The sequence below is a fragment of the Rhodococcus sp. JVH1 genome (assembly GCF_000280725.2).
In the GTDB taxonomy this organism is placed as follows: domain Bacteria; phylum Actinomycetota; class Actinomycetes; order Mycobacteriales; family Mycobacteriaceae; genus Rhodococcus_F; species Rhodococcus_F jostii_A.
Window position 1 is genome coordinate 5,440,305 of the sequence record NZ_CP166289.1, and the last position, 21,652, is coordinate 5,461,956.

General features: G+C 69.0%; 8 protein-coding genes. 4 read left to right on the top strand and 4 right to left on the bottom strand.

What is annotated here, in order from left to right; translation table 11 throughout:
- Nucleotides 1-66 precede the first annotated feature (66 nt).
- On the top strand, nt 67-738 hold the full coding sequence (locus JVH1_RS25260) for a cyclase family protein (RefSeq protein ID WP_043779014.1): 672 nt from the start codon (nt 67-69) through the stop codon (nt 736-738).
- Between the two features lie 6 nt (nt 739-744).
- Here JVH1_RS25260 and JVH1_RS25265 read toward each other — a convergent pair whose 3' ends face one another.
- The 3 genes from JVH1_RS25265 to shbA are packed head-to-tail and all read right to left on the bottom strand — an operon-like array spanning nt 745 to nt 2,770.
- Nucleotides 745-1,035, bottom strand: coding sequence for a MoaD/ThiS family protein (locus JVH1_RS25265; RefSeq protein WP_009475067.1), 291 nt, complete (start codon nt 1,033-1,035; stop codon nt 745-747).
- Nucleotides 1,032-2,129, bottom strand: a complete 1,098-nt coding sequence (locus JVH1_RS25270) for a glycosyl hydrolase (RefSeq protein ID WP_009475066.1) — start codon at nt 2,127-2,129, stop codon at nt 1,032-1,034. The genes JVH1_RS25265 and JVH1_RS25270 overlap by 4 nt, the downstream gene beginning before the upstream one ends.
- A 53-nt stretch (nt 2,130-2,182) precedes the next feature.
- On the bottom strand, nt 2,183-2,770 hold the full coding sequence (gene shbA / locus JVH1_RS25275; protein WP_009475065.1) for an RNA polymerase sigma factor ShbA: 588 nt from the start codon (nt 2,768-2,770) through the stop codon (nt 2,183-2,185).
- 169 nt (nt 2,771-2,939) lie between these two features.
- Between shbA and JVH1_RS25280 the strand changes: the two genes are divergently transcribed.
- From JVH1_RS25280 to JVH1_RS25290, 3 genes are all read left to right on the top strand, one after another.
- The gene (locus tag JVH1_RS25280) at nt 2,940-4,127 is read left to right on the top strand and encodes an AAA family ATPase (RefSeq protein ID WP_029539211.1); all 1,188 of its coding nucleotides are present in this window, start codon (nt 2,940-2,942) and stop codon (nt 4,125-4,127) included.
- Between the two features lie 130 nt (nt 4,128-4,257).
- Nucleotides 4,258-6,213 (top strand): aconitate hydratase, encoded by a 1,956-nt coding sequence (locus JVH1_RS25285; RefSeq protein WP_009475063.1) that lies wholly within the window; start codon nt 4,258-4,260, stop codon nt 6,211-6,213.
- A gap of 28 nt (nt 6,214-6,241) precedes the next feature.
- The gene (locus JVH1_RS25290) at nt 6,242-6,958 is read left to right on the top strand and encodes a M50 family metallopeptidase (RefSeq protein WP_029539213.1); all 717 of its coding nucleotides are present in this window, start codon (nt 6,242-6,244) and stop codon (nt 6,956-6,958) included.
- On the opposite strand, the gene JVH1_RS25295 is transcribed toward JVH1_RS25290, so the two are convergent.
- A complete protein-coding gene (locus JVH1_RS25295) occupies nt 6,893-21,604 on the bottom strand; it encodes a non-ribosomal peptide synthetase (protein WP_043779009.1) in 14,712 nt (4,903 codons plus the stop codon). The genes JVH1_RS25290 and JVH1_RS25295 overlap by 66 nt on opposite strands.
- Nucleotides 21,605-21,652 lie beyond the last annotated feature (48 nt).

Below are 21,652 nucleotides of genomic sequence, written 5' to 3' on the forward strand. Positions count from 1 at the left end.
ACCACCTCTTCGCTCGTCATCGAGCATATCGCGGTACGCGTGACCCCGAGGCCGGACAATCGAGCGATGCCACACGTGCGGAAAATCGTGGATCTGTCACACACCATCGGGCCGGGCATGCAGGTGTATCCCGGCGACCCGGTGCCGACGCTGATCCGGCACTGCACCCTCGAGCGCGACGGCTACAACGTGCTGGACGTCAGGATCGGTTCGCAGTCCGGGACTCATGTCGACGCACCGGCGCATCTGAAGGCGGGGGCCGCGACCGTCGAACGGCTGGCACCGGACCTGTTCGTCGGCCGCGGCGTCGTGTTCGACCTGCGCGAGCTCGTTGCGCGGCAGCGGATTACCCGCGAACTGATCATGCCCCGGGCGGACGACGTCGGGACGGGCGACATCGCCGTGTTCCATACCGGGTGGTCTCGCCACTACGGAACGGATGCCTACTACACGCATCCGTTCCTCGACCCCGAGGCGTGCACACTGCTGCTCGACCGGGGAGTGCGGACGTTCTGCCTGGACGCCCCGAGCATCGACGAGACGCCGGACGAGGACCACGCCGACGCCGGATACCCGGTTCACCATCTGATCGCCGACGCCGGCGGAGTGATCGGCGAGAATTTGTGCCGGCTCGACCGGATCGACTTCCCCGACCCGCTCCTCAGCCTCCTGCCGATCGCCCTGGCGGCCGGCGACGGAGCACCCACTCGGGCAGTGGCGATGGAGCTGGCGGAGTAGTCGCGCTCAGCCGCCGGCCACGGACTGCAGAATCTGCAGTTCCTGCCCGGGCGTCACCTCGGTGCCGACACCGCCGAGGAGCCGGACGTCCTCGCCGTCCACGTAGACGTTGACGTACCGCCGCAGGGCACCGGTCTCGTCGCGAATCCGGCGGCCGAGAATCGGGAACTCGCCCGCGAGGACGTCGAGCACGTGGGACACCGTCGAGGCGGCGTCGAGGGGAACGTGCACGGAGCGTTCACCGCCGACGATCGACGCCAGCGCCCGCGGAACCCGCACGGTGACTCCCTCGCTCATGATGCGACCACCGCGGCCCGCACGCACAGGACGTCGGGCAGATGCGCCGCGACCGTGCCGAACGAGGCACCCTCGTCGGCGCTCCCGTAGACCTCGCCGCCGCGCGTGCCGAAATACACGCCGACCGGGTCGGCGGTGTCCACTGCGGCGGCGTCGCGGAGCACCACGTTGTAGTCGCGTTCCGGCAGCCCGCTGTCGAGGCGGGTCCAGCTGTTCCCGGCGTCCTCGCTCCGGTATACGGCCAGCCGGCCGTCGGGTGGGATCCGTTTGCCGTCCGCCTCGATCGGAACGACCCAGATGGTTCCCTCGCGGCGGGGATGGGTGAGCATCACGAAGCCGAAGTCCGTCGGCAGTCCGTCCGCGATCGATTTCCACGTGTCGCCGCTGTCGTCGGAACGGTAGACGCCGTGATGGTTCTGGGCGTACAGCCGGTCGGGAACGTAGGCGTCGCGGGCGATCTTGTGGACGCACTGGCCGAACTCCGGGTTCGGGTCCGGCAGGAAGTAGGCCGTGATCCCGGTGTTGCGCGGCTCCCAGGACGCGCCCCCGTCCGTGGTGCGGTAGACACCTCCGGTGCTCATCGCGACATGCACCGTGTTCTCGTCCTGCGGATGAGGGACGACGGAATGCGCTGCGGCGCCGCCGTATCCGGCTCCCCACTCCGGCCGGTGCGGATGGTCCCACAGCCCGCGTTCGAGCTCGAAATGCTCGCCGCCGTCGACCGACCGCCACACCGAGATGGGTTCGCATCCCGCCCACACGACGCCCGGACGGTCGTCCGTGTCGGGCCGGAGCTGCCACACCCGCTCGAGCGCGGCGCCGTCACCGTCGCCGAAGCGGATGGCCCCGTGGTCCGGTTCGGTCCAGGTGGCACCCAGGTCGTCGGAGTGCGCGACGGTGGGACCCCAGTGCTCGGACCGGACCCCGACCAGAATGCGGGTGCGGCCGGCCCGCGTGTCGATCCCGATACTCGGAATCTCGTTCATCAAAAAGTGCGGGCCCGACAACGCCCAGGTGGTGCGGTCGCGGCTGGTGGCCAGCCACAGGCCCTTCTTCGTTCCGATCGCGACCAGGACCGTGTCGGGTGCGCTCATGAATCCATCGGACCACTCGGCCCTCGCAGTTGGCAACGACGGGGCGGGAACTCTCAGCGGGCAGGCCCGTGCCCGATCCTCGCCCGCAGGTGGCTCAGCGCCCGGTGCTGGGCGACGCGGACGGCGCCCGGCGTGGTGTCCAGGACCCGTGCGGTCTGCTCGGCCGACATTCCCACGATGACGCGCATGAACAGGATCTGCTGGTGCCGGACCGGAAGGGTCTCGACGAGCTGGCCCATCTCGCCGCGCAGTTCGCGGCGCAGGACGTGATGCTCGGGGCCGTCCTCGACGTCCACCACGTGATGTGCGGCAGCGCCGCGTGCGGTGGTCGGTGCGGACAACCGGGTGGCGCGGCGCCGCGCGTCGGACACCTTGTGCGCGGCGATGCCGAAGATGAACGACAGCAACGACTTCCCCTGGTTCTCGTATGTCCGTAGGGAGCTCATCAACGCGAGGCACACATCCTGGGTGACGTCGTCGGCGGTGGCGTGCGGGTGATCCACCGACTCGAGCCTGCTCGTGCAGTAGCGGTGCACGAGGGGGTGCGCGATGCGGAGAACCTCTTCGACGGCGTCTTCGTCGCCCGTCGCGGCGTACGGCGCGAGTCGTTCCAACTCGGCTCTGGCGTCCAATTCGATCATGGTGTTCTCCCTGTTCCTGCGGCTGCATCCAGCCTCGGGGGAACACGCGATCGTCGATAGGCACCGAAGGGTGCGGAAGTCGCCACCCCCGCTACGACTTCATAGCGGGATCTAGGACACGCGCTAGATGAGCGCAGATTCGCCAACAGAGGTTGTTACCTTCGTGGCCATGGACCCTGTCCGTAACCCCTATGCGCCCGGCGCGGGGCAACGCCCGCCGGAGCTCGCGGGCCGAACCAGGCAGCTCGACGCGTTCGACGTGGTGCTCGAACGGATCGCGCGCGGTCGCCCGGAACGCAGTGTGATGCTGACGGGTCTGCGCGGCGTCGGGAAGACGGTCCTGCTGAACCACCTGCGGTCGGCCGCCATCTCGCGGCGGTGGGGCACGGGGAAGATCGAGGCCCGACCGGATCAGGATCTGCGGAGGCCGCTGTCGTCGGCGTTGCACATGGCGGTGCGGGAGATCGCGGGTTCGCATCGCGACCCCGACCGGGTGGAGGAGTTCCTCGGCGTCCTGAAGTCGTTCGCCCTGCGCGCGACGGCCGACAAGGGCATGCGGGAGCGGTGGCAGCCGGGCATCGACGCCCCCGCGGTGAAGGGGCGCGCCGATTCCGGGGACATCGAGATCGACCTGGTGGAACTGCTGCTCGACGCGTCGTCCCTGGCCCGCGACGTCGGGGTCGGGATCGCACTGTTCATCGACGAGATGCAGGACCTCGGCGCCGCGGACGTCTCGGCGGTGTGCGGGGCGTGCCACGAACTCAGCCAGGACGCGGCGCCGCTGATCGTGGTCGGGGCCGGACTGCCGCACTTGCCCGCCGTGTTGTCGGCGTCCAAGAGTTACTCGGAGCGGCTGTTCAGCTACCACCGCATCGACCGGCTGGACCGGGTGTCGGCGGACCGGGCATTGATCGCGCCCGCCGAGCGGGAGGACGTGAAGTTCACGGACGAGGCGCTCGACGCGTTGTATGCCGCCGCGGACGGCTACCCCTATTTCGTCCAGGCCTACGGCAAGGCGACGTGGGACGTGGCCGCGGCCAGCCCGATCACCGAGGAGGACGTGCGGGTCGCCGCGCCGACCGCGGAGGAGGAACTCGCGGTCGGGTTCTTCGGATCGCGATACGAGCGCGCGACGCCTGCCGAGCGGGAGTACATGCGGGCGATGGCCGACCTGTCCGGGGACGACGGACCGGTCGCCACGTCGGCGATCGCGTCCGAGCTCGGCCGCAAGCCCGCGTCGCTGTCACCGGCGCGGGACGGGCTGATCAAGAAGGGCCTGATCTATTCGGCCGAGCGCGGGTCGATCGGATTCACCGTGCCGCACTTCGGCAAGTATCTGCGCGCGCAGAACGACTAGCGGAATCTAGCTTTCTCTACGAATTTGCCTAGATAGCCAAAGATTGTCCTGTCGAGTGCCGGACGTGTTCCGGGCGCTGGCCGTTGCCGTGGCTCCGGCGCATCCTGGAGGTACGACGAAGGGATCAGCAATGTCGGACACTGTCGCCCGCAAGGTCATCGGTGCGCACCTCCTCGACGGCCGGATGGAACCGGGGGAGGAGATCTCGATCCGGATAGACCAGACCCTCACCCAGGACGCCACCGGAACCCTGGTGATGCAGGAACTCGAGGCGCTCCACCTCGATCGCATCAAAACCGAGTTGAGCGCGCAGTACGTCGACCACAATCTGCTGCAGGCCGACGAGAAGAACGCTGAGGACCACGAGTTCCTCCGGACGGCTGCCCTGCGGTACGGGCTGTGGTTCTCGAAGCCGGGCAACGGGGTCTCTCATCCCACCCACATGCAGCGCTTCGGTGTTCCCGGCAAGACCATGGTCGGGTCCGACTCGCACACACCAGCGGCGGGATCGCTGGGCATGCTCGCGATCGGCGTCGGGGGGCTCGAGGTCGCCATGGCGATCGCGGGTCAGCCCCTGCATCTGCGGATGCCGCAGATCTGGGGTGTGGAGTTGACCGGCAGGCTCCCCGACTGGAGTTCGGCGAAGGACGTCATCCTCGAGATGCTCCGCCGCCACGGGGTCAAGGGCGGGCTCAACAGAATCATCGAATACCACGGTGAGGGGCTCGCGACGTTGACGGCGATGGATCGCCACGTCATCGCGAACATGGGAGCCGAACTGGGCGCCACGACATCCATCTTTCCCGCAGACGCCGCCGTCCGTGATTTCCTGCGCGCCGAGGGCCGGGAAGACGACTTCGTGGAACTGCTCGCCGACGCAGGCGCGGCGTACGACGTGCACGAACACCTCGACCTGTCGACGATCGAGCCGCTGATCGCGAAGCCGTCGTCGCCGGGAAACGTGGTGCCCGTCCGGGAGGTTGCCGGTGAGGACGTCAGCCAGGTGGTGATCGGGTCGTCCGCCAATCCCGGACTGCGCGACTTCGCGATCGCTGCGGCCATGGTGTCGGGGAGGCAGACCGACCCGAGTGTGAGCTTCGACGTCAATCCGAGTTCGCGGGAGATCCTCTCCGACCTGACCAAGATGGGCGCCACGCTCGAACTCGTCGTGGCGGGCGCGCGAATTCATCAATCCGGGTGTATGGGCTGTATCGGCATGGGCCAGGCGCCGGCGACCGGCCGGAATTCACTCCGGACGATGCCCCGCAATTTCCCGGGGCGTTCGGGCACCCGCGAGGACTCCGTGTGGCTGTGTTCACCCGAGACGGCGGCCGCGTCGGCTCTCACCGGGGTGATCACCGACCCGCGGGACTGGGCGGAGAAAGTGGGGATGCCGTACCCGGAACTCACGCTTCCGGACGAGGCCACCGTCAACACGGCCATGCTGGTGGCTCCGCTGCCGGAAGAGGAGGCTCGGCACGTCGAAGTCGTGAAGGGACCCAACATCTCGTCCCTGCCCGAGTTTCCGCCCCTGCCCGACCGCATCGAGGCACCGGTCCTTCTGAAGGTCGGTGACAACATCTCCACCGACGAGATCTCTCCGGCCGGGGCGCGGGCCCTGCCGTTCCGCTCCAACATTCCCAAGCTGGCCCGGTTCACGTTCACCCAGGTCGACGAGACCTATCCGGCGCGCGCGGAGGAGACGGCGAAGACCACCGGGCATTTCATCGTCGGCGGCGACAACTACGGGCAGGGGTCCTCACGTGAGCATGCCGCGATCACCCCTCGGTACCTCGGGTTGCACGCGGTGATCGCCACCTCGTTCGCCCGTATCCACTGGCAGAACCTCGCCAACTTCGGTGTGCTCGCGCTCGAATTCGAGAACCCGGACGACTACGACACGATCCGGCAGGACGACGTGCTGATCCTCGACGGAGTTCGGGAGGCCATTCGTTCCGGCCCCCGTCTGACCCTGTTCGACTCGACCCGTGACGTGGAGATCCCGGTGCGTCATCGGCTGTCCCCACGTCAGGTCGACGACGTGCTCGCGGGCGGATTGATTCCACAGCTGGCACGCAGGGAGTGATCAGCCGGTCGCCGTACACTCGGCGCCGATGAATGGAATTCACTCGTTGTGGGAGCGCATGAGCGCCGTCAGCCCTGCGCCGGCTCCCTGGATCGTTCAGGTCACGGCGGTGGTGGCGGTGATACTCGTCCTCGAACCGCACGCCTGGCGACTCACCCGCAACGTGGTCACCATCGTGCACGAGGGCGCGCATCTGGTGGTCGCCCTGCTGTTCGGCCGAACCCTGAAGGGGGTGCGGCTGCACTCGGACACGTCGGGTGTGGCCATCTCGTCCGGCAAACCGACCGGGCTCGGTGTGGTCCTCATGACATTCGCGGGCTACGTGGGCCCCGCCGTTCTGGGGCTCGGCGCGGCCTGGGTGCTGGGCACCCAGCACGCGGTTGCGGTGCTGTGGATCGGTGTCGTGGCTCTCGCCGCGATGCTGATCCTCGTCCGGAACCTGTACGGGTTGTTCTCCCTCACCGTGGTCGGGGCGCTGCTGTTCGGACTCGTGTGGTTCGGGACGCAGGACCAGCAGGTGGCCGCGGCGTATCTGATCACCCTGTTCATGCTCGTCGCCGCGCCGCGCCCGGTCCTCGAACTGCAGCGGCAACGCGCCCGCGGCGCAGCACCGGAGTCGGATGCGGATCAACTGGCGCGACTCACCCGCGTTCCCGGCATCGTCTGGGTGGGTCTGTCCCTACTCGTGACGCTGAGCTGTCTCGCGCTGGGTGGGTGGTGGATTCTCCGTCCCGTCGGTGGCTGAGGCGCCCGCGAGGTATTCGGCGAGGATCGGTCCGATGACGGCCAGTGCCCCCGGGTCGGTCATCCGCGTGTGTGGGCGGTCGACGGTGTGCGCGATGACGCCCCCATCGATCCACGGCCGCCACGTCTCGCTCGCCGGAGCGGGCTGGGATCCGTTCCCGGCAGCGCCGAAGAACACCAGGTCGCCGTCGAAGTGTCCCGGTACGAAGTCGGCGGCCGCGTCGACGACGTCGACGTAGTCCTCGTACAACCGGGTCAGCTGCTCCGGCCCGAGGTGCTCCGACGCTCCGCCGCCGAATTCCGTGAGCAGTTCCGGCAGTGTCGGTGCCGGGGTGTCCCGCTCCGCCGCCGCGTAGCTGTCGATCATCGCGAGCACGCCGACCTCCTCGCCGCGCGAGCACAACTCGACGGCCATCGCGTGCGCGATCACGCCGCCCACCGAGTACCCGAGCAGGTGATACGGCCCCCTCGGCTGCACACGGCGAATCTCCTCCACGTATCGATGGGCCCGCTGCGTGATCGACGCGAACCGTTCGCCGGGCACGGTCACGGCGGGCGACTGCACACCCCAGACCGGGCGGTCCGGGCCGAGATGCGCACCCAATCCCGCATAGCACCAGGCCAACCCGATGGCCGGATGGATGCAGAACAGCGGCTCCCGTCCGCCGTCCGGATGCAGCGGCAGCAGCACCCCGAGCCCGGCGGAGGCGGCGGAGGCCGCCGCGAAACTCGACGAGATTCGCGCGGCGATGCTCTCCGCGGTCGCGTCGGCGAAGAACCATTCGAGCCGGACCTCGACCCGAGTCGATGTGTGCAGCCGCGACGCCGCCCTGGTCGCGGACAGGGAGTTGCCGCCCAGTTCGAAGAAATTGTCGTCCAGTCCCACCAGACCCGTACCGAGAACGTCCGCGAATACCGCGGTGACCAGTTTCTCGGTGCGGGTCGTCGGGGGACGGAACCGCTGCGCCCGTGGCACCCCCGGGTCGGGAAGTGCTCGCCGATCCAGCTTGCCGTGGGGTGTGGACGGTAGCGCCCCCAGCACCACGATCTGGTTGGGCACCATGTACCGGGGCAGCCGCTGGGCCAGCTCCGCCGACACGGCACGGGTGTCCACCACCATGTCCGGATGCGGCACCACGTAGCCGACCAGCCGGGCCCCCGTGCCGGCTGATTCGTACACGGCCGCCGCGGACTGCGCGACGGCGGCATGGCGTCGCAGCGCCGTCTCGATCTCCTCCAGTTCGACGCGCTGACCGCGGATCTTCACCTGGAGATCGCGCCGGCCGAGATAGTCGATCGCCCCGTCTCTGCGGCGACTCACCACGTCGCCGGTCCGGTACATCCGCTGACCGGGCGGTCCCCACGGATTCGCGGGGAATCGGGCGGCTGTCACCCCCGGCTGCCCGAGATAGCCGCGCGCCAACTGGGCACCGGCCAGGTAGAGCTCACCCGGAACGCCGATGGGCACCGGATGCAGTCGCGAATCCAGCACGAGCACGCCGACGCCGTTCTGCGGCACACCGATCGGGACGGTCGCGGCCTCCGTGCCGACGACCGTGCGGGTCACGGCGACCGCCGTCTCGGTCGGGCCGTACTCGTTGTACAGCACGGCATCCGGGCACCGCGCGTGGACACTGTGTGCCGTGCCGGGCGGCAGGACCTCCCCGCCGCAGGACACCTGCCGCAGAGACGTGAGGTCCGCGTCGGGGATCGCGAGGATCTCGGCCAGCATCAGGGGTAGGAAGTATCCCGCGGTCACCCGGTGCCGTCCGATCAGCTCGGCGAGATGCCGCGGGTCGCGGTGGCCGTCCGGTCGAGCGATCACCAGCCGCGCACCGGCGATCAGCGGCCACCAGAACTCGCGGACCGAGGCGTCGAACGTGTACTGCAACTTGAGCATCACCGTGTCGTCCGCGCCGAGCGGGTCGGTGTCCTGGCGCCAGCTGAGGAAGCTCACGACGGCAGCATGGGTCACGACGACCCCCTTGGGGGTGCCCGTCGATCCCGACGTGTGGATCACGTACGCGGGGTGTTGAGCGAGTAGGGGAGCGATCCGGTCGAGGTCGGAGATCGGCGACGGATCGACGCCGGACAGGTCCACCCGGTCGATGACGACGAGCCGTGTCTCGGCGGGCAGGACGTCGGAGAGGTCGAACCGATCGCGCTCGGTGGTGAGGACGACACGCGTGGCGGACGACCGGATGACCTGGGCATTGCGCTGCCCGGGCTGATCGGGGTCGATCGGCACGTACGCCCCACCCGCCTTCGCGACGGCATACATTCCGACGAGGAGGTCGACGGAGCGGCGAATCGCCAGTCCCACCATGGACTCCGGGCCGACGCCGGCGCCGATCAGGTGCCGGGCCAGGCGATTGACCTGCTCGTCGAGTTCACGGTAGGTGAGTGTTCGGTCTCCGGAGACGACGGCGATCGCGTCGGGTGCGGCGGCGACCTGCCGCTCGAACAGATCGACGAGGGTCTCGCCGGAGGACGGCGTCGCGGTGGGGACATCCGGGTCCGGATCGAGGAGGGCGAGGTCGCCGACGGCCGTATCCGGTTGTGCGACGGCCTCGCTCAACATCCGGATGAACCGTTCACCGATGTCCGCGACGGTGTGGTGGTCGAATAGATCGGTGGCGTACGTGAACACCGCCGCATGCCGGGTACGTTCCGTCGACGGGTCCGGATCGGCGGTCACGGTGAGTTGCAGGTCGAATCGGGCCGACCGGGTAGGGGGCGTCATCGCCGACACCCGCAGTCCGGGCAGGGTGAGCGGGGTGTGGTCGAGATTCTGGAACGCCAGGGCCACCTGGAACAGTGGATTGCGTGCACGTGACCGGGCGGGATCGAGCACCTCGACCACGGTTTCGAACGGAACGGTGGAGTGCGCGAACGCGTCCAGGTCGACCTCTCGCACCCGGCCGAGCAGTTCCGCGAAGCTTTCCGCGGGAATCACCTCGGTGCGCAGAACCAGGTTGTTGACGAACATCCCCACCAGGTCGTCGAGGGCCTGATCCCCGCGTCCCGCGACGGGAGTGCCGATCACGATGTCGGTGGATCCGCTGAGTCTCGCGAGCAGCACCGCGAATGCCGCGTGCACGATCATGAACGGGGTGACGGCAAGGGCTGTAGCGGTGTGCTCGACCGCGCGATAGAGAGCGTCGTCAATCGCGAATTCGACTGTGCCGCCACGGTGCGACGCAATGGCGGGATGCGGTCGGTCTGCAGGGAGGGACAGCTGTTCCGGCGCACCCGACAACGCGTCCTTCCAGTACGACAGTTGCTGCGCGGCAACGGACTGCGGGTCGTCGCGGTCGCCCAGCAGCTCGTGCTGCCACAGGGTGTAATCCGTGTACTGGACCGGTAAGTCGGCCCACCGCGGTGCCTCTCCCGAGACCAGCGCCTCGTAGGCGGTCATCACGTCGCGGACGAGCACCGGCACCGAGAATCCGTCCGTGCTGATGTGATGGACCATGACGGCGAGCACCCATTCGTCGGGGGCCGGGGCGAACAGCCGGGCACGGAACGGCGGTTCGGCGCCCAGGGCGAAACCCTTCGATGCGAACGTCGCAACCCGCGCGGCGACGTCGCCGCGGGACACGGGTATCGGTCGGAGTATGGGAGCGGCCCGCGACACCGGGATCAACTGCTGGTACGCCACGCCGTCACTGTCGGGATACACGGTGCGCAGCGGTTCGTGACGGCTGATCACGTCCGCGACGGCCGCGGTGAGCGCGGCGACGTCGAGTGCCCCGGTCAGCCGCAACGCCATAGGGATGTTGTATTCGGGGGAGCCGGGTGCGAGGCGGGCGAGGAACCACAGTCGTTGCTGCGCAGGCGACAGCGGCACACGGGCCGGGCGCGGACGCACGGTGAGTGCGACGTGCGTCGCGCCGTCGGTCTGCTCGGTGACAAACGCCGCGAGCGCCGAGACGGTCGGCGTGTCGAAAACCGCGCGCACCGGCACCGTCGTCTCCAGTGCGGCACCGATCCGGGACGCGGCGCGCGTGGCGGACAGGGAACTGCCGCCCAACGCGAAGAAGTTGGCCTCACGACCCACGAGATCGAGCCCGAGCACCTCGGCGAACACTGTGGCCACCACCCGTTCGGCGGGCGTGTGCGGGGCCTCGAATTCGGTCGCCGCGGGAACGGGGTCGGGCAGCGCCGAGCGGTCCAGTTTCCCGTTCACGGTGAGCGGGACGGCGTCCACCACGACCACGATCGCGGGCACCAGCGGCATCGGCAGACGCGTCGCCGCGAAGCGGATCAGCTGATCCGGATCGACCGTCTCGTTCCGTGCCGGGACCACGTACGACACGAGTGCGTCGACGCCGTCCCGCAGCTCACGCACATCCGTCGCCGCGAATCGCACGGTCGGATGGGCGAGGAGGGTGGCGTCGATCTCGCCGAGTTCGATTCGGACGCCGCGCAGTTCGATCTGCGAGTCGTTGCGGTGCAGATACTCGATCGACCCGTCGCGACGCCATCGACCCACGTCGCCCGTCCGATACATCCGCTCCCCGGAGGCGCCGAACGGGGAGGCGACGAAGCGTGCGGCGGTCAGCGCGGGCCTGCGATGGTAGCCGCGGGCGACGCCCGGACCACTGATGTAGAGTTCGCCGGCGACTCTCGTCGGAACCGGGTGCAGACGCGAATCCAGCAGGAGTACGGCGGCGCCGTGGATCGGACGGCCGATGGTGACCGGACCGCCGGCCGCCATGGGATCACTGATACTCGTCATGACCGTCGTCTCGGTCGGACCGTATCCGTTGTACATCTGCTCCTGCGCCGCCCACACCGCGACGAGTTCTGGTGGGCAGGGTTCGCCGCCGACCACGACGACCCGGAGGTCGTGCAGGCCGCGCGGGTCGACCGTCGCCAGAACCGTCGGCGTGGTGAACACGTGGCTGACCCGCTCGCGGGCCAGCAGGTCCGTGAGTTGGTCGTCGGTCTGGACTGTCGGTGGTGCGAGCACCATGCAGGCGCCCGCACCGAGCGCGAGCAGTATCTCCAGCACCGAGCCGTCGAAGCTGGGAGACGAAGCGTGCAGCGTGCGCGACGACGCCGTCACCGAATACCGCTCCCGCTGTTCCGCTGTGAAGTCGGCGAGACCGGTGTGGGTCACCACCACTCCCTTGGGGTTTCCCGTCGAACCGGACGTGTAGATCACGTACGCGGGGTGGCGCGCATCCAGCGGCCGCACACGGTCGGCATCGGTGACCGGGGCCGACGAGTAACCGCGACATTCGGTTCGGAAGTCCGGGTCGTCGAGCAACAGCCAGTCGGTACCGTCGGGCAGGGCCTCGCGGTCCGCGGCGGTGGTCAACCCGAGGACGGCGCCGGAGTCGTCCATCAGATACCGAACACGCACGGCGGGGTAGTGCGGGTCGACGGGCACGAACGCGGCACCCGTCTTCGCGACCGCCCACACGGAGACGACGGACAGGACCGAGCGCGGCACCCCGAGGGCCACGAGCGCCTCGGGTCCCACCCCGCGCCGCATCAGGGCGCGGGCGAGCCGATTCGATTCGGCGTCGAGTTCGCGATACGTCATCGACCAGCCGTCCGCCGTCAGCGCCGGTCCCCCCGGATTTAGCCGGGCGGCGGCGGACATCAGGTCGGGCAGGGTGCACTGCGGCACCGAGGGCGGTCCGTGATGCCGCGCCTGCTGCTCCGCGAGGTCCCGCACGTCGATGTCGCCGATCACGACGGACGGCTGTGCGAGCGCGGCCCGCAGAATCCGCTGGAACCGGTCCGCGAATCCCGAGACCGTGGCGTCGTCGAACAAGTCGGTGGCGTAGGTGAAGACACACGACAGTGGTGCCGGGGCGTCTGCGTCGTCCACTGATTCGGTGGCCGTGAGCTGGAGGTCGAATTTCGCGGTGTGCGTCTCGATCTCGACGATTGTGGCGGAGACCTCCGGCAGGTCGATCACGACCGGCGCCGTGTTGTGATAGGCGAGCGCCAGCTGGAACAGCGGATTACGACCGCGGGACCGAGCGGGTGCGACCGCCTCCACAACCTCCTCGAACGAGACGTCCGCATGGGCGTACGCGGCCAGATCGACGTCCCGCACGCGGCCGAGCGTGTCGGCGAACGTGGTGTGCAGCGGGACGTCTGTCCGTAGCACCAGTGTGTTGACGAACATCCCGACGAGATCGTCGAGTGCGCGGGGCCCGCGTCCCGCGATCGGCGTGCCGACGACGATGTCCGACGTGTCGCCGAGTCTGGCTGCGAGGACGGCCAGCGCCGTGTGCACCACCATGAACGGAGTGGCGTCGTGTGCACGCGCGAGAGCACGAATCCGCCGATGAATCTCGGCGTCGAGAATGAACTCCACGTTCGCGCCGCGGTGCGTCGCGACGGACGGGCGCGCACGGACGAACGGCAGGGGGAGCAGCTCGGGCAGCCCGGACAGGGTCTGCGTCCAATACGCCAGTCCGCGTTGCCCGTCCTGCAGTTCACGCTGCCAGAGGGCGTAGTCGGCGTAGCGGACGGGGAGGGGCGTCCAGACAGGCGCGTTGCCCTGCGCCCGCGCGCGATATGCGGCCATCACATCCCGGGCGAGCGGTCCCAGCGAGAACCCGTCCGCACTGATGTGGTGGACGACGAGGGCCAGCACCCACTCGTCGGCGCTCACCGCGAGAAGTTCGGTGCGAAACGGGGGTTCGGTGGCGAGGTCGAATCCGGTCGACAGCAGGTCGCGGACCCGGCCGACCGGGTCCGTCGTCGTCCGCACCGTGCACGGCGGCACTGCGGAGGCGGGAAGAACCTGCTGGCAGGGGATCCCGTCGTGCTCGGGATAGACGGTGCGGAGGGGTTCGTGCCGTTCGATCACGTCACCCACCGCCGCGCACAGTGCCGATTCGTCGAGCGTGCCGGTGAGGCGGAGCGCGACGGGAATGCTGTCGGTGGCCGAGCGCCCGTCGAGCCGGTTCAGGAACCACAGTCGCTGCTGTGCCAGGGACAGCGGCACGTGGGCGGTCGGGGCGCGGGGGACCAGGGGCGCCCGCCCGGTCCGGTGCGATCCGTTCGCGAGATACTCCGACAGTTCCGCGACCGTCGGGTGGTCGAACAGTGCGCGGATGTCGACGGAGGTTCCCAGCGCCGCTCCGACGCGGGCGACGGCCTGCGCCGCGGTCAGCGAGTTTCCGCCCGCCGCAAAGAAGTTGTCGTGCCTGCTCACCCGGCCGGTGCCGGTGACCTCCGCGAACACGAACGCGACCACGTCCTCGGTGGGGGTGGCGGGCGGGTCGAAAGCGGACGCGACGGGCGCCGGTTCCGGTAGAGCGGCGCGATCCAGCTTTCCACTGGTGGTGAGTGGCAGTGCCGGGAGCGGGACGACGGCGGAGGGAATCATGTAGGCGGGGAGCAGACCGGCGAGACGGTCGACGATCCGGCGCTCGTCCGGCGGCACACCGTCCGCGGCCACGACATAGGCGATCAGCCGATCTCCCGCTTCCGCGTCACGGTGCACCGTGACCGCCGCGTGGGTCACCGCCGGGTCGGACGTGAGCGCGGACTCGATCTCGCCGGGTTCGACGCGTTGGCCGCGGAGTTTGATCTGGAAGTCGGTGCGCCCGAGATACTCGAGCCGGCCCGACTCGTTCCACCGCACCACGTCGCCGGTGCGGTACATCCGTCCACCGGTTTCGCCGAAGGGATCGGCGACGAAGCGTTCGGCGGTCAGGTCGGGACGTCCGGCATACCCGCGCGCCAAGTATGCACCGGCGAGGTACAACTCGCCCCTCGTTCCGACCGGCACCGGTCGGAGCCGGCTGTCGAGTACATACGTACGTATGTTGTGAATGGGGCGGCCGATGGCGACCGAGGTGCCGAACTCGTTGCCGTCCAACGACTCCGAGGTCGCCGCCGCCGCCTCGCACGGGCCGTACCAGTTGTACAGCGCGGCGGCACTGCGCTCCTCGAATCGCGATGCCGTCGCCGCGGACAGGGGCTCGCCCGCCGAGTACACGCGGCGCAGCGGGGCGAGCTCCCGCGGCCCGCACTGCTCCAGAAAGGCGTCGAGCATCGACGGCACGACATGGAGGGTCGTGATCGACTCCTGCGCGACGATCCGCGCGAGGTAGCGGGGATCGCGGTGGCCGTCGGGTGCGGCGATCACCACCCGCGCACCGGTGTGCAAGGGCCACAGAAGTTCCCACGCGGAAATGTCGAACGTGAGAGGCGTCTTGTGGAGTACCGCATCGGAACCGTCGAGCGGCGTGAGCGTCTGCGCCCAGCGGAACTGGTTCACCATCATCTCGTGCGTCACCGTCACGCCCTTGGGCCGGCCCGTGGAACCGGACGTGTAGATGACGTACGCGGCGTTCGCCGGATGCAGCGGTGCGCGTCTCTCGGAATCCGTGATAGATCGGGCGTCGTACCCGGTGAGGTCGAGCAGATCGAGATCCACGACGGCGACTCCGTGTGGGACCGCGCGATTGTGGGAACCGGATGTGAGGACCAGCGCGGGTGCGGCCGAGTCGATGACGAGCGCCGTTCGTCCGAGTGGGTGCTCGGGGTCCATCGGCAGGTAGGCGCCGCCGGCCTTCAGTACCGCGTGCAGCGCGACGAGAAGCTGAATCGAGCGGGAAACCGCGACACCGACGACGGTTTCCGGTGCGATTCCCTTCGCGACGAGATACCGGGCGAGCCGATTCACCCGTGCGTCGAACTCCGCGTACGTCAGTCGATCCGGGCCGAAGATCACCGCAACGGCCTCCGGAGAACGCTCGACCTGCGCGTCGAACAGGTCCACCAGGGTCTGCGAGGGTACCGGTGCGTCCGTCGCGTTCCAGGTGCGCAGCACCCGCTCGCGCTCCTGATCGCCGAGGAGATCGAGCCCGCCGAGGACGACGTGCGGATCCCTGCCGATGCACTCGAGGACGCGGCCGACCCGGGCGAGCAGGGCTTTCTCGTCGTACCGGTGTGACCGGCACTTCGCCGTCAGCCGGACGGTCCGGGACACCGTCACCGCCAGCGTCACGGCGTAGTGCGACGCATCGTGTGCGCGGACCCCGTCCAGTGTGAGTCCGTCGACGGGTTCCGGCAGCGCGGTGCGGTCCACGGGGTACGACTCGAACGCGACCAGCGTGTCGAACAGCGGCGCCACGCCGACTGCCTGCTGGATATCCGCCAGGCCCAGATGGTGATGTTCCAGGAGGCGCACGTGGTCGGCCTGCAGGCGGGTGACCAGCGTGGCAGTGTCGATATCGGGGTCCAGCGGGATCCGCACGGGCACGGTGTTGACGAACAATCCCACCGCACTCTCCACCCCGGCGATGTCCGCGGGCCTGCCGGAGACGGTCGCGCCGATCACGACGTCGTCCCGGGCGGTCGCCTGCCCGAGAACGATTCCCCAGGCTGCCTGCACGATCGTGCTCAGCGTGACTCCCACCTCGGTCGCTCGCGCGGTCAGCTTCCGTGTGCCCTCCTCGCTCAGCTCCAGCACCGCCTCGGACGTGGTGGGGGTCGGCTCTGCCGCGACGGCGGGCTCGGTGATGCCGTCGAGAGCCGCAACCCACGCCCGCGCCGAGGCCTCGGTGTCCTTCGCCGTCAGCCATTCCAGGTAGTCGCGGTACGGGCTCGAATCCGGTGACTCGGTGCGGACGTCGTCGCGTGGGTAGGCGGTGAAGAGTTCGCGCACCAGCAACGGCATGGACCAGCCGTCCAGCACGATGTGGTGGGCGGTGATCGCCAGGTCGGCACGGGTCGGCCCCCGCGACAGCAGGGTGAACCGAATCAGCGGTGGGGCAGACATGTCGAATCGGGTGGTGCGGTCGTTGCGCAGGATGTCCTCGGGATCCTCCGTGACGTCCGTGAGGTCGATCTGCCGCCACCGCAGCGGCACGTCGTCGAGCACGAGTTGCACCGGGACGCCGCGACTGTCGCGCACGAACGCGGTGCGCAGGTTCGCGTGCCCCGCGAGCACGGCGCTGCATGCGCGCCGGAGTCGATCCTGATCGAGGTGTCCGGACAGGCTCAGGATCACCTGCATCGCATACGGATCGGCATCCGTGCCCGTGAGCGCCGCGTGGAACAGCAGGCCCGACTGCAACGGCGTCAGCGGCCACACGTCGAGCAGACCCGGACGGTCACGCTCCCACTCGTCGATGTCGTTGCGGTCCACGGCGACGAGCGGCAGATCGGACGGGGTGAGCCCACCGGCGTGCGGAGACCGCGGCACCGCGGCGAGCGCTGTCAGCGCCTGCTCCCAGAGATCGGTCAGGGCCCGCACGTCCTCGGACGCGATCGCACCCGTCGGGTATGCGAAGGTGGTGTCGAGGACGCCGCGGGCGGTGAACGCGGTGATATCGATCAGCGCGGTGACCGGCATCGACGGCTCCGCCGACGAAAACACGGCGGCGTCGTCCCGTACGGGGCGCCAATCGTGTTCGGTCTCCGCGGTATCGAGCCGGCCGAGGTAGTTGAAGGCGACCTGGCCGGGGTCGTCCCCCGGATACCGCAACAGCCCGTAGCCGATGCCCTTGTCGGGCACCGCACGCAACTGTTCTTTGACCAACTTGATCGCGGTGCTCGCGGCATGGCCGCCCGCGAACGCGTCGTCCAGGTCGACGTCCCCGAGGTCGAGGCGGATCGGGAAGATACTGGTGAACCACCCGAGGGTGCGGGAAAGGTCGGCGCCGGGGAGCACCGCTTCCTCGCGGCCGTGCCCTTCGAGCCGGATCACCGGCGCGGTGGCCGGTCGTCCCCGGCGGCGCTGCCATTGCGCGAGGGCGAGGGTGAGCGCGGTGAGCAGTGCGTCGTTGACCTCACAGCGGAAGGCGGCCGGGAGATCGGTGAGCAACGAGTGTGTGACGTCCGCAGAGACTTCCGTGTGGACCCGATCCACGGTGGAATTCACGTCACGCCCCGCGTCGAGTGGGCGGGAGCCGAGAGGCGAATCCTCGTACGCGGTCATCTCACGCCAGAACGACAGCTCGGACCTGCGGCCCGGCCGCTGCGCCTCCTCGACCAGGCCGTGCGACCACCGGCGCAGGGATGTGCCGATCGATGCCAGAGTAGGCGGTACCCCCGCCTTCACCTGCGTCCACGCTGCGGCGAGATCGCCGATCAGGATTCGCCACGAGACCCCGTCGATCACCAGGTGATGGGCGACGAGGAGGAGGCGCCCGCGGCGGGTGGTGTCATCCGGCCCGGGATCGAGCCAGACGCACTGCACCATTACGCCCGCAGCAGGATTCAACCGGCAGACTGCGGCCTCGTGTTCGTCCCGCGTACGCTGCGCCGGGTCGGCATGGGCGGGCAGCGGGACCCGCAGGATCGTGCCCACCGGCAGCGGTGCGCCTGCCGGACGCACAGTGAGGAACGCCGTGCCGTCCGCGCCGCACACGAGGCGCGCGCGCAGTGCGTCGTGCCGTTCGACGACGGCGCCGATCACACTGTCCAGCGTGTCGGGATCTATAGCGCGTGGCAGTTCCACCACCACCGCCTGTGCGTACCGGTCGATGACGCCCGCCCGGTCGAGGAGGAATCGGGCCGCCGGGGTGAGCGGCAGGTCGCCGACCCCGCCGCCGGGCAGTTCCGCGAGGACCGGTCTGTCGCAGGCGCTCCCCGCGACTTGGCCGAGACGGGAGATCGTGCGATTCTCGAATACGTCGCGCGGAGTGAACGAGATTCCCGCACTTCGTGCGCGAGAAGCCAATTGGATGGCCATGATGCTGTCGCCGCCGAGCGCGAAGAACGACTCGTCCACACCGAAAGCGGACGTCCCGAGAATGTCGGCGTACAGGGCGTGGAGTGTACGTTCGCGCTCATTTCTGGGGGCGGTCCGGGAGCGTGACCGGCGGCTGTGCTCGGGGAGGGCAGTGCGGTCCAATTTGCCCGACGGGGTCAACGGAATGTCGGGGAGCACGACGACGGCGGCCGGCACCAGATGCGGTGGCAGCTCGGTGCTGAGGAACGACAGCAAGTCCTGCTCGGTCACGGTGTCGGCGCCCACCACGTACGACACGAGTTGATCGCCGGCCCCCCGCGAGCGAATTACGGTGACAGCGAACCGAACCGCCGGATACCGGAGGAGTGTCACGTCGATCTCGCCGGGCTCGACGCGCAGACCCCGCAGGTTCACCTGTTCGTCGCTGCGTCCGAGGTACTCGAGTTCGTGGTCGTAGGTCCAGCGGACCGTGTCGCCGGTGCGGTACATGCGGGTGCCCGGTGGTCCGTACGGGTCGGCGACGAACCGTTCCGACGTCTGCCGGGCGTTGCGGTGGTACCCGCGGGCCAGGGCGGTCCCCGCGACGTACAGCTCGCCGACCACTCCGACGGGGACCGGACGGAGCCGGTGGTCGAGGACCACCGCCCTCGCTCCTCGGATCGGCCGGCCGACGGTGACGGGTCCCGGCTCGGCGAGGGGCTCGCTGACGGTCGCCATGACGGTGGTCTCCGCCGGACCGTACGCGTCGATCATCCGGCATCGGGATGCCCACCGAGACACCAGTTCCGGTGGACACTTCTCACCGGCGACTACGAGTGTGCGCAGGCCTCCGACCTCCCCGGGGTCCATCGACGCCAGGACCGACGGGGTGATCACCGCGTGTGTGACGCGTTCGGTGGTCATCAGCCGCGCCAGAGGAGATCCACCGAACACTGCGGGTGGGGCGATGACGAGCGCAGCGCCGGAGCCGAAGGCCATCAGCATCTCGAAGACGGAGGCGTCGAAGCTCGGCGATGCGACATGCAGGACTCTCGCCGCACTGTCGAGGTCGAGTCGGGTGCGCTGCGCGGAGACCAGATTGGCGATCCCGCGGTGGGTGATCACGACTCCCTTGGGAACTCCGGTGGATCCGGACGTGTAGACGAGGTAGGCGGCGTCGTCGAGTCGTATTGTCGGCGTGGGAAAATCGTGGACGTTCGAGCCGCCCGACTCGTCGAGCAGTAACCACTCGGTGCTGTCCGGCAGCGTGTTCGTGTATTCGGCGGACGTCAACCCGACTGCCGCGTGGGAGTCGTCGAGCATGTGCCGAACACGGGAAACCGGGTAGGTCGGATCCACCGGAAGGAATGCCGCCCCCGTCTTCGCGACGGCCCAGACCGCGCAGACGTGACCGGAGGACCGAGGTAAAGCCACCGCGACGACGTCGCCGGACCCGACGCCCAGCCGTGCCAGCGTCGCAGCGATCCGATCCGATCGTCCGTCGAGTTCGCGGTAGGTGATCTCGCTGCCGGCGGTGACGACGGCGGTCGCGTCCGGATGCTGTGTGGCGGCGGCGCGGAACACGTCGGCGAGCGTGACGGGCACATTGTCGGGCGGCCCAGGGAAGGGGACCAGTGCCGCGGTTTCGTTCTCCGTGAGGACCGGGAGTTCACCGATCGGATGGGCGGCATCGGCGTCGAGGAAGTGCCGGAAGTACCGCAGGAATCTCGTGTGATGCCCCTCGAGCTCGTCCTGCGAATATAGTCGCGGGTTCGCCTTGAAATCGAGGTGCACACGTCCGCGGGGACCGTACCGGTACAGATTCACCAGGAGGTCTTCGATCGGACCCGAAGACAGCACATGCAATTGGCTGCGCAGCGAACCGAGATCCAACTCCTCGGGGAACAGCATGATATTGACGGCGGGGCCGAACAGTCGCGAACCGGACACCGCGCTTCCCAGGTCTGCGCGAATGTCCTCGTGCCGGTACCGCTGATGTCGTAGGGCACCCGACATCACGAGGCGCGTGCGGGACACCAGATCGCCGACAGTCCCCGTTCCCGCGGACGTGATGCGCAGCGGCACCACGTTGGACACCATGCCACCGGACCGGCGCAGCGCCGCGGTCGTGCGGGCCGACACCGGCAGGCTGAGCGTGATGTCGTCGGCGCCGGTCATTCGCGCCAGATAGCCCGCGACCGCGCAGACGGTGAGCGTCGCAGGGTTGACCCCGTGCGCTGCCGCGCACTTCTCGAGTTGATCGACGGCCTCGGTGGTCAACGTTCCGCCGACGTTCCGGGAACCGGCGGTCGCCGGCGCGGAGCCGCGCGCGAGGGTGCTCGCGTGGGTGACACCACGCATCGTCTCGGTCCAGTAGTCCCTGTCGGATTCCCGGCGGGCGGAGGTGCGGTAGTCGGTCTCGAGTTCGTGGATGCGCCGCAGACCGACCGGACTGCTCGCGGGTGGTGGCAGTCCGTGCACCGCGGCGGTGTAGAGCGCGGCGATCCGATAGAGCATCGTGACGGAACCGAAACCGTCCATCGCGATGTGATGGGCGCGCGAATACCAGAAGTAATGGTCGTGTCCGACGTGGAGAAGGAACGAGACGGTCAGACGATCACGCTGGATGTCGATCGGATCGGCGGTCTCGGTGCGCATCCACGCGTGCGCCGACGCCTCCGGGTCCGGTTTGTCCCGGAAGTCGAGGTAGCCGACGGAGGCGTCCAGGCTCGGGTCCACCCATTGCAGCGGTTGCCCGTCGATGTCGGAGACCTTCAGGAAAAACGACTCGAACTCGGCGGCCGCTCGGACACACGCGTCTGTCAGGACGCCCCGGTCCAGGTCGCCGTGGATGTCGACGTACTGTGCGACCGACACCGGAACCGTGGGGTCGACGTGCTGTGCGAGCCACATCCCCGTTTGCGCGGGTGACAGGGGGAACGCGCGCGCCGACGAGTCTCCGGGACCAACCGAGGTCGGTGAACTCATCGCTGACTTCTCTCACGCATACGTCCCCGCACGACGCTGCTTGCTGGG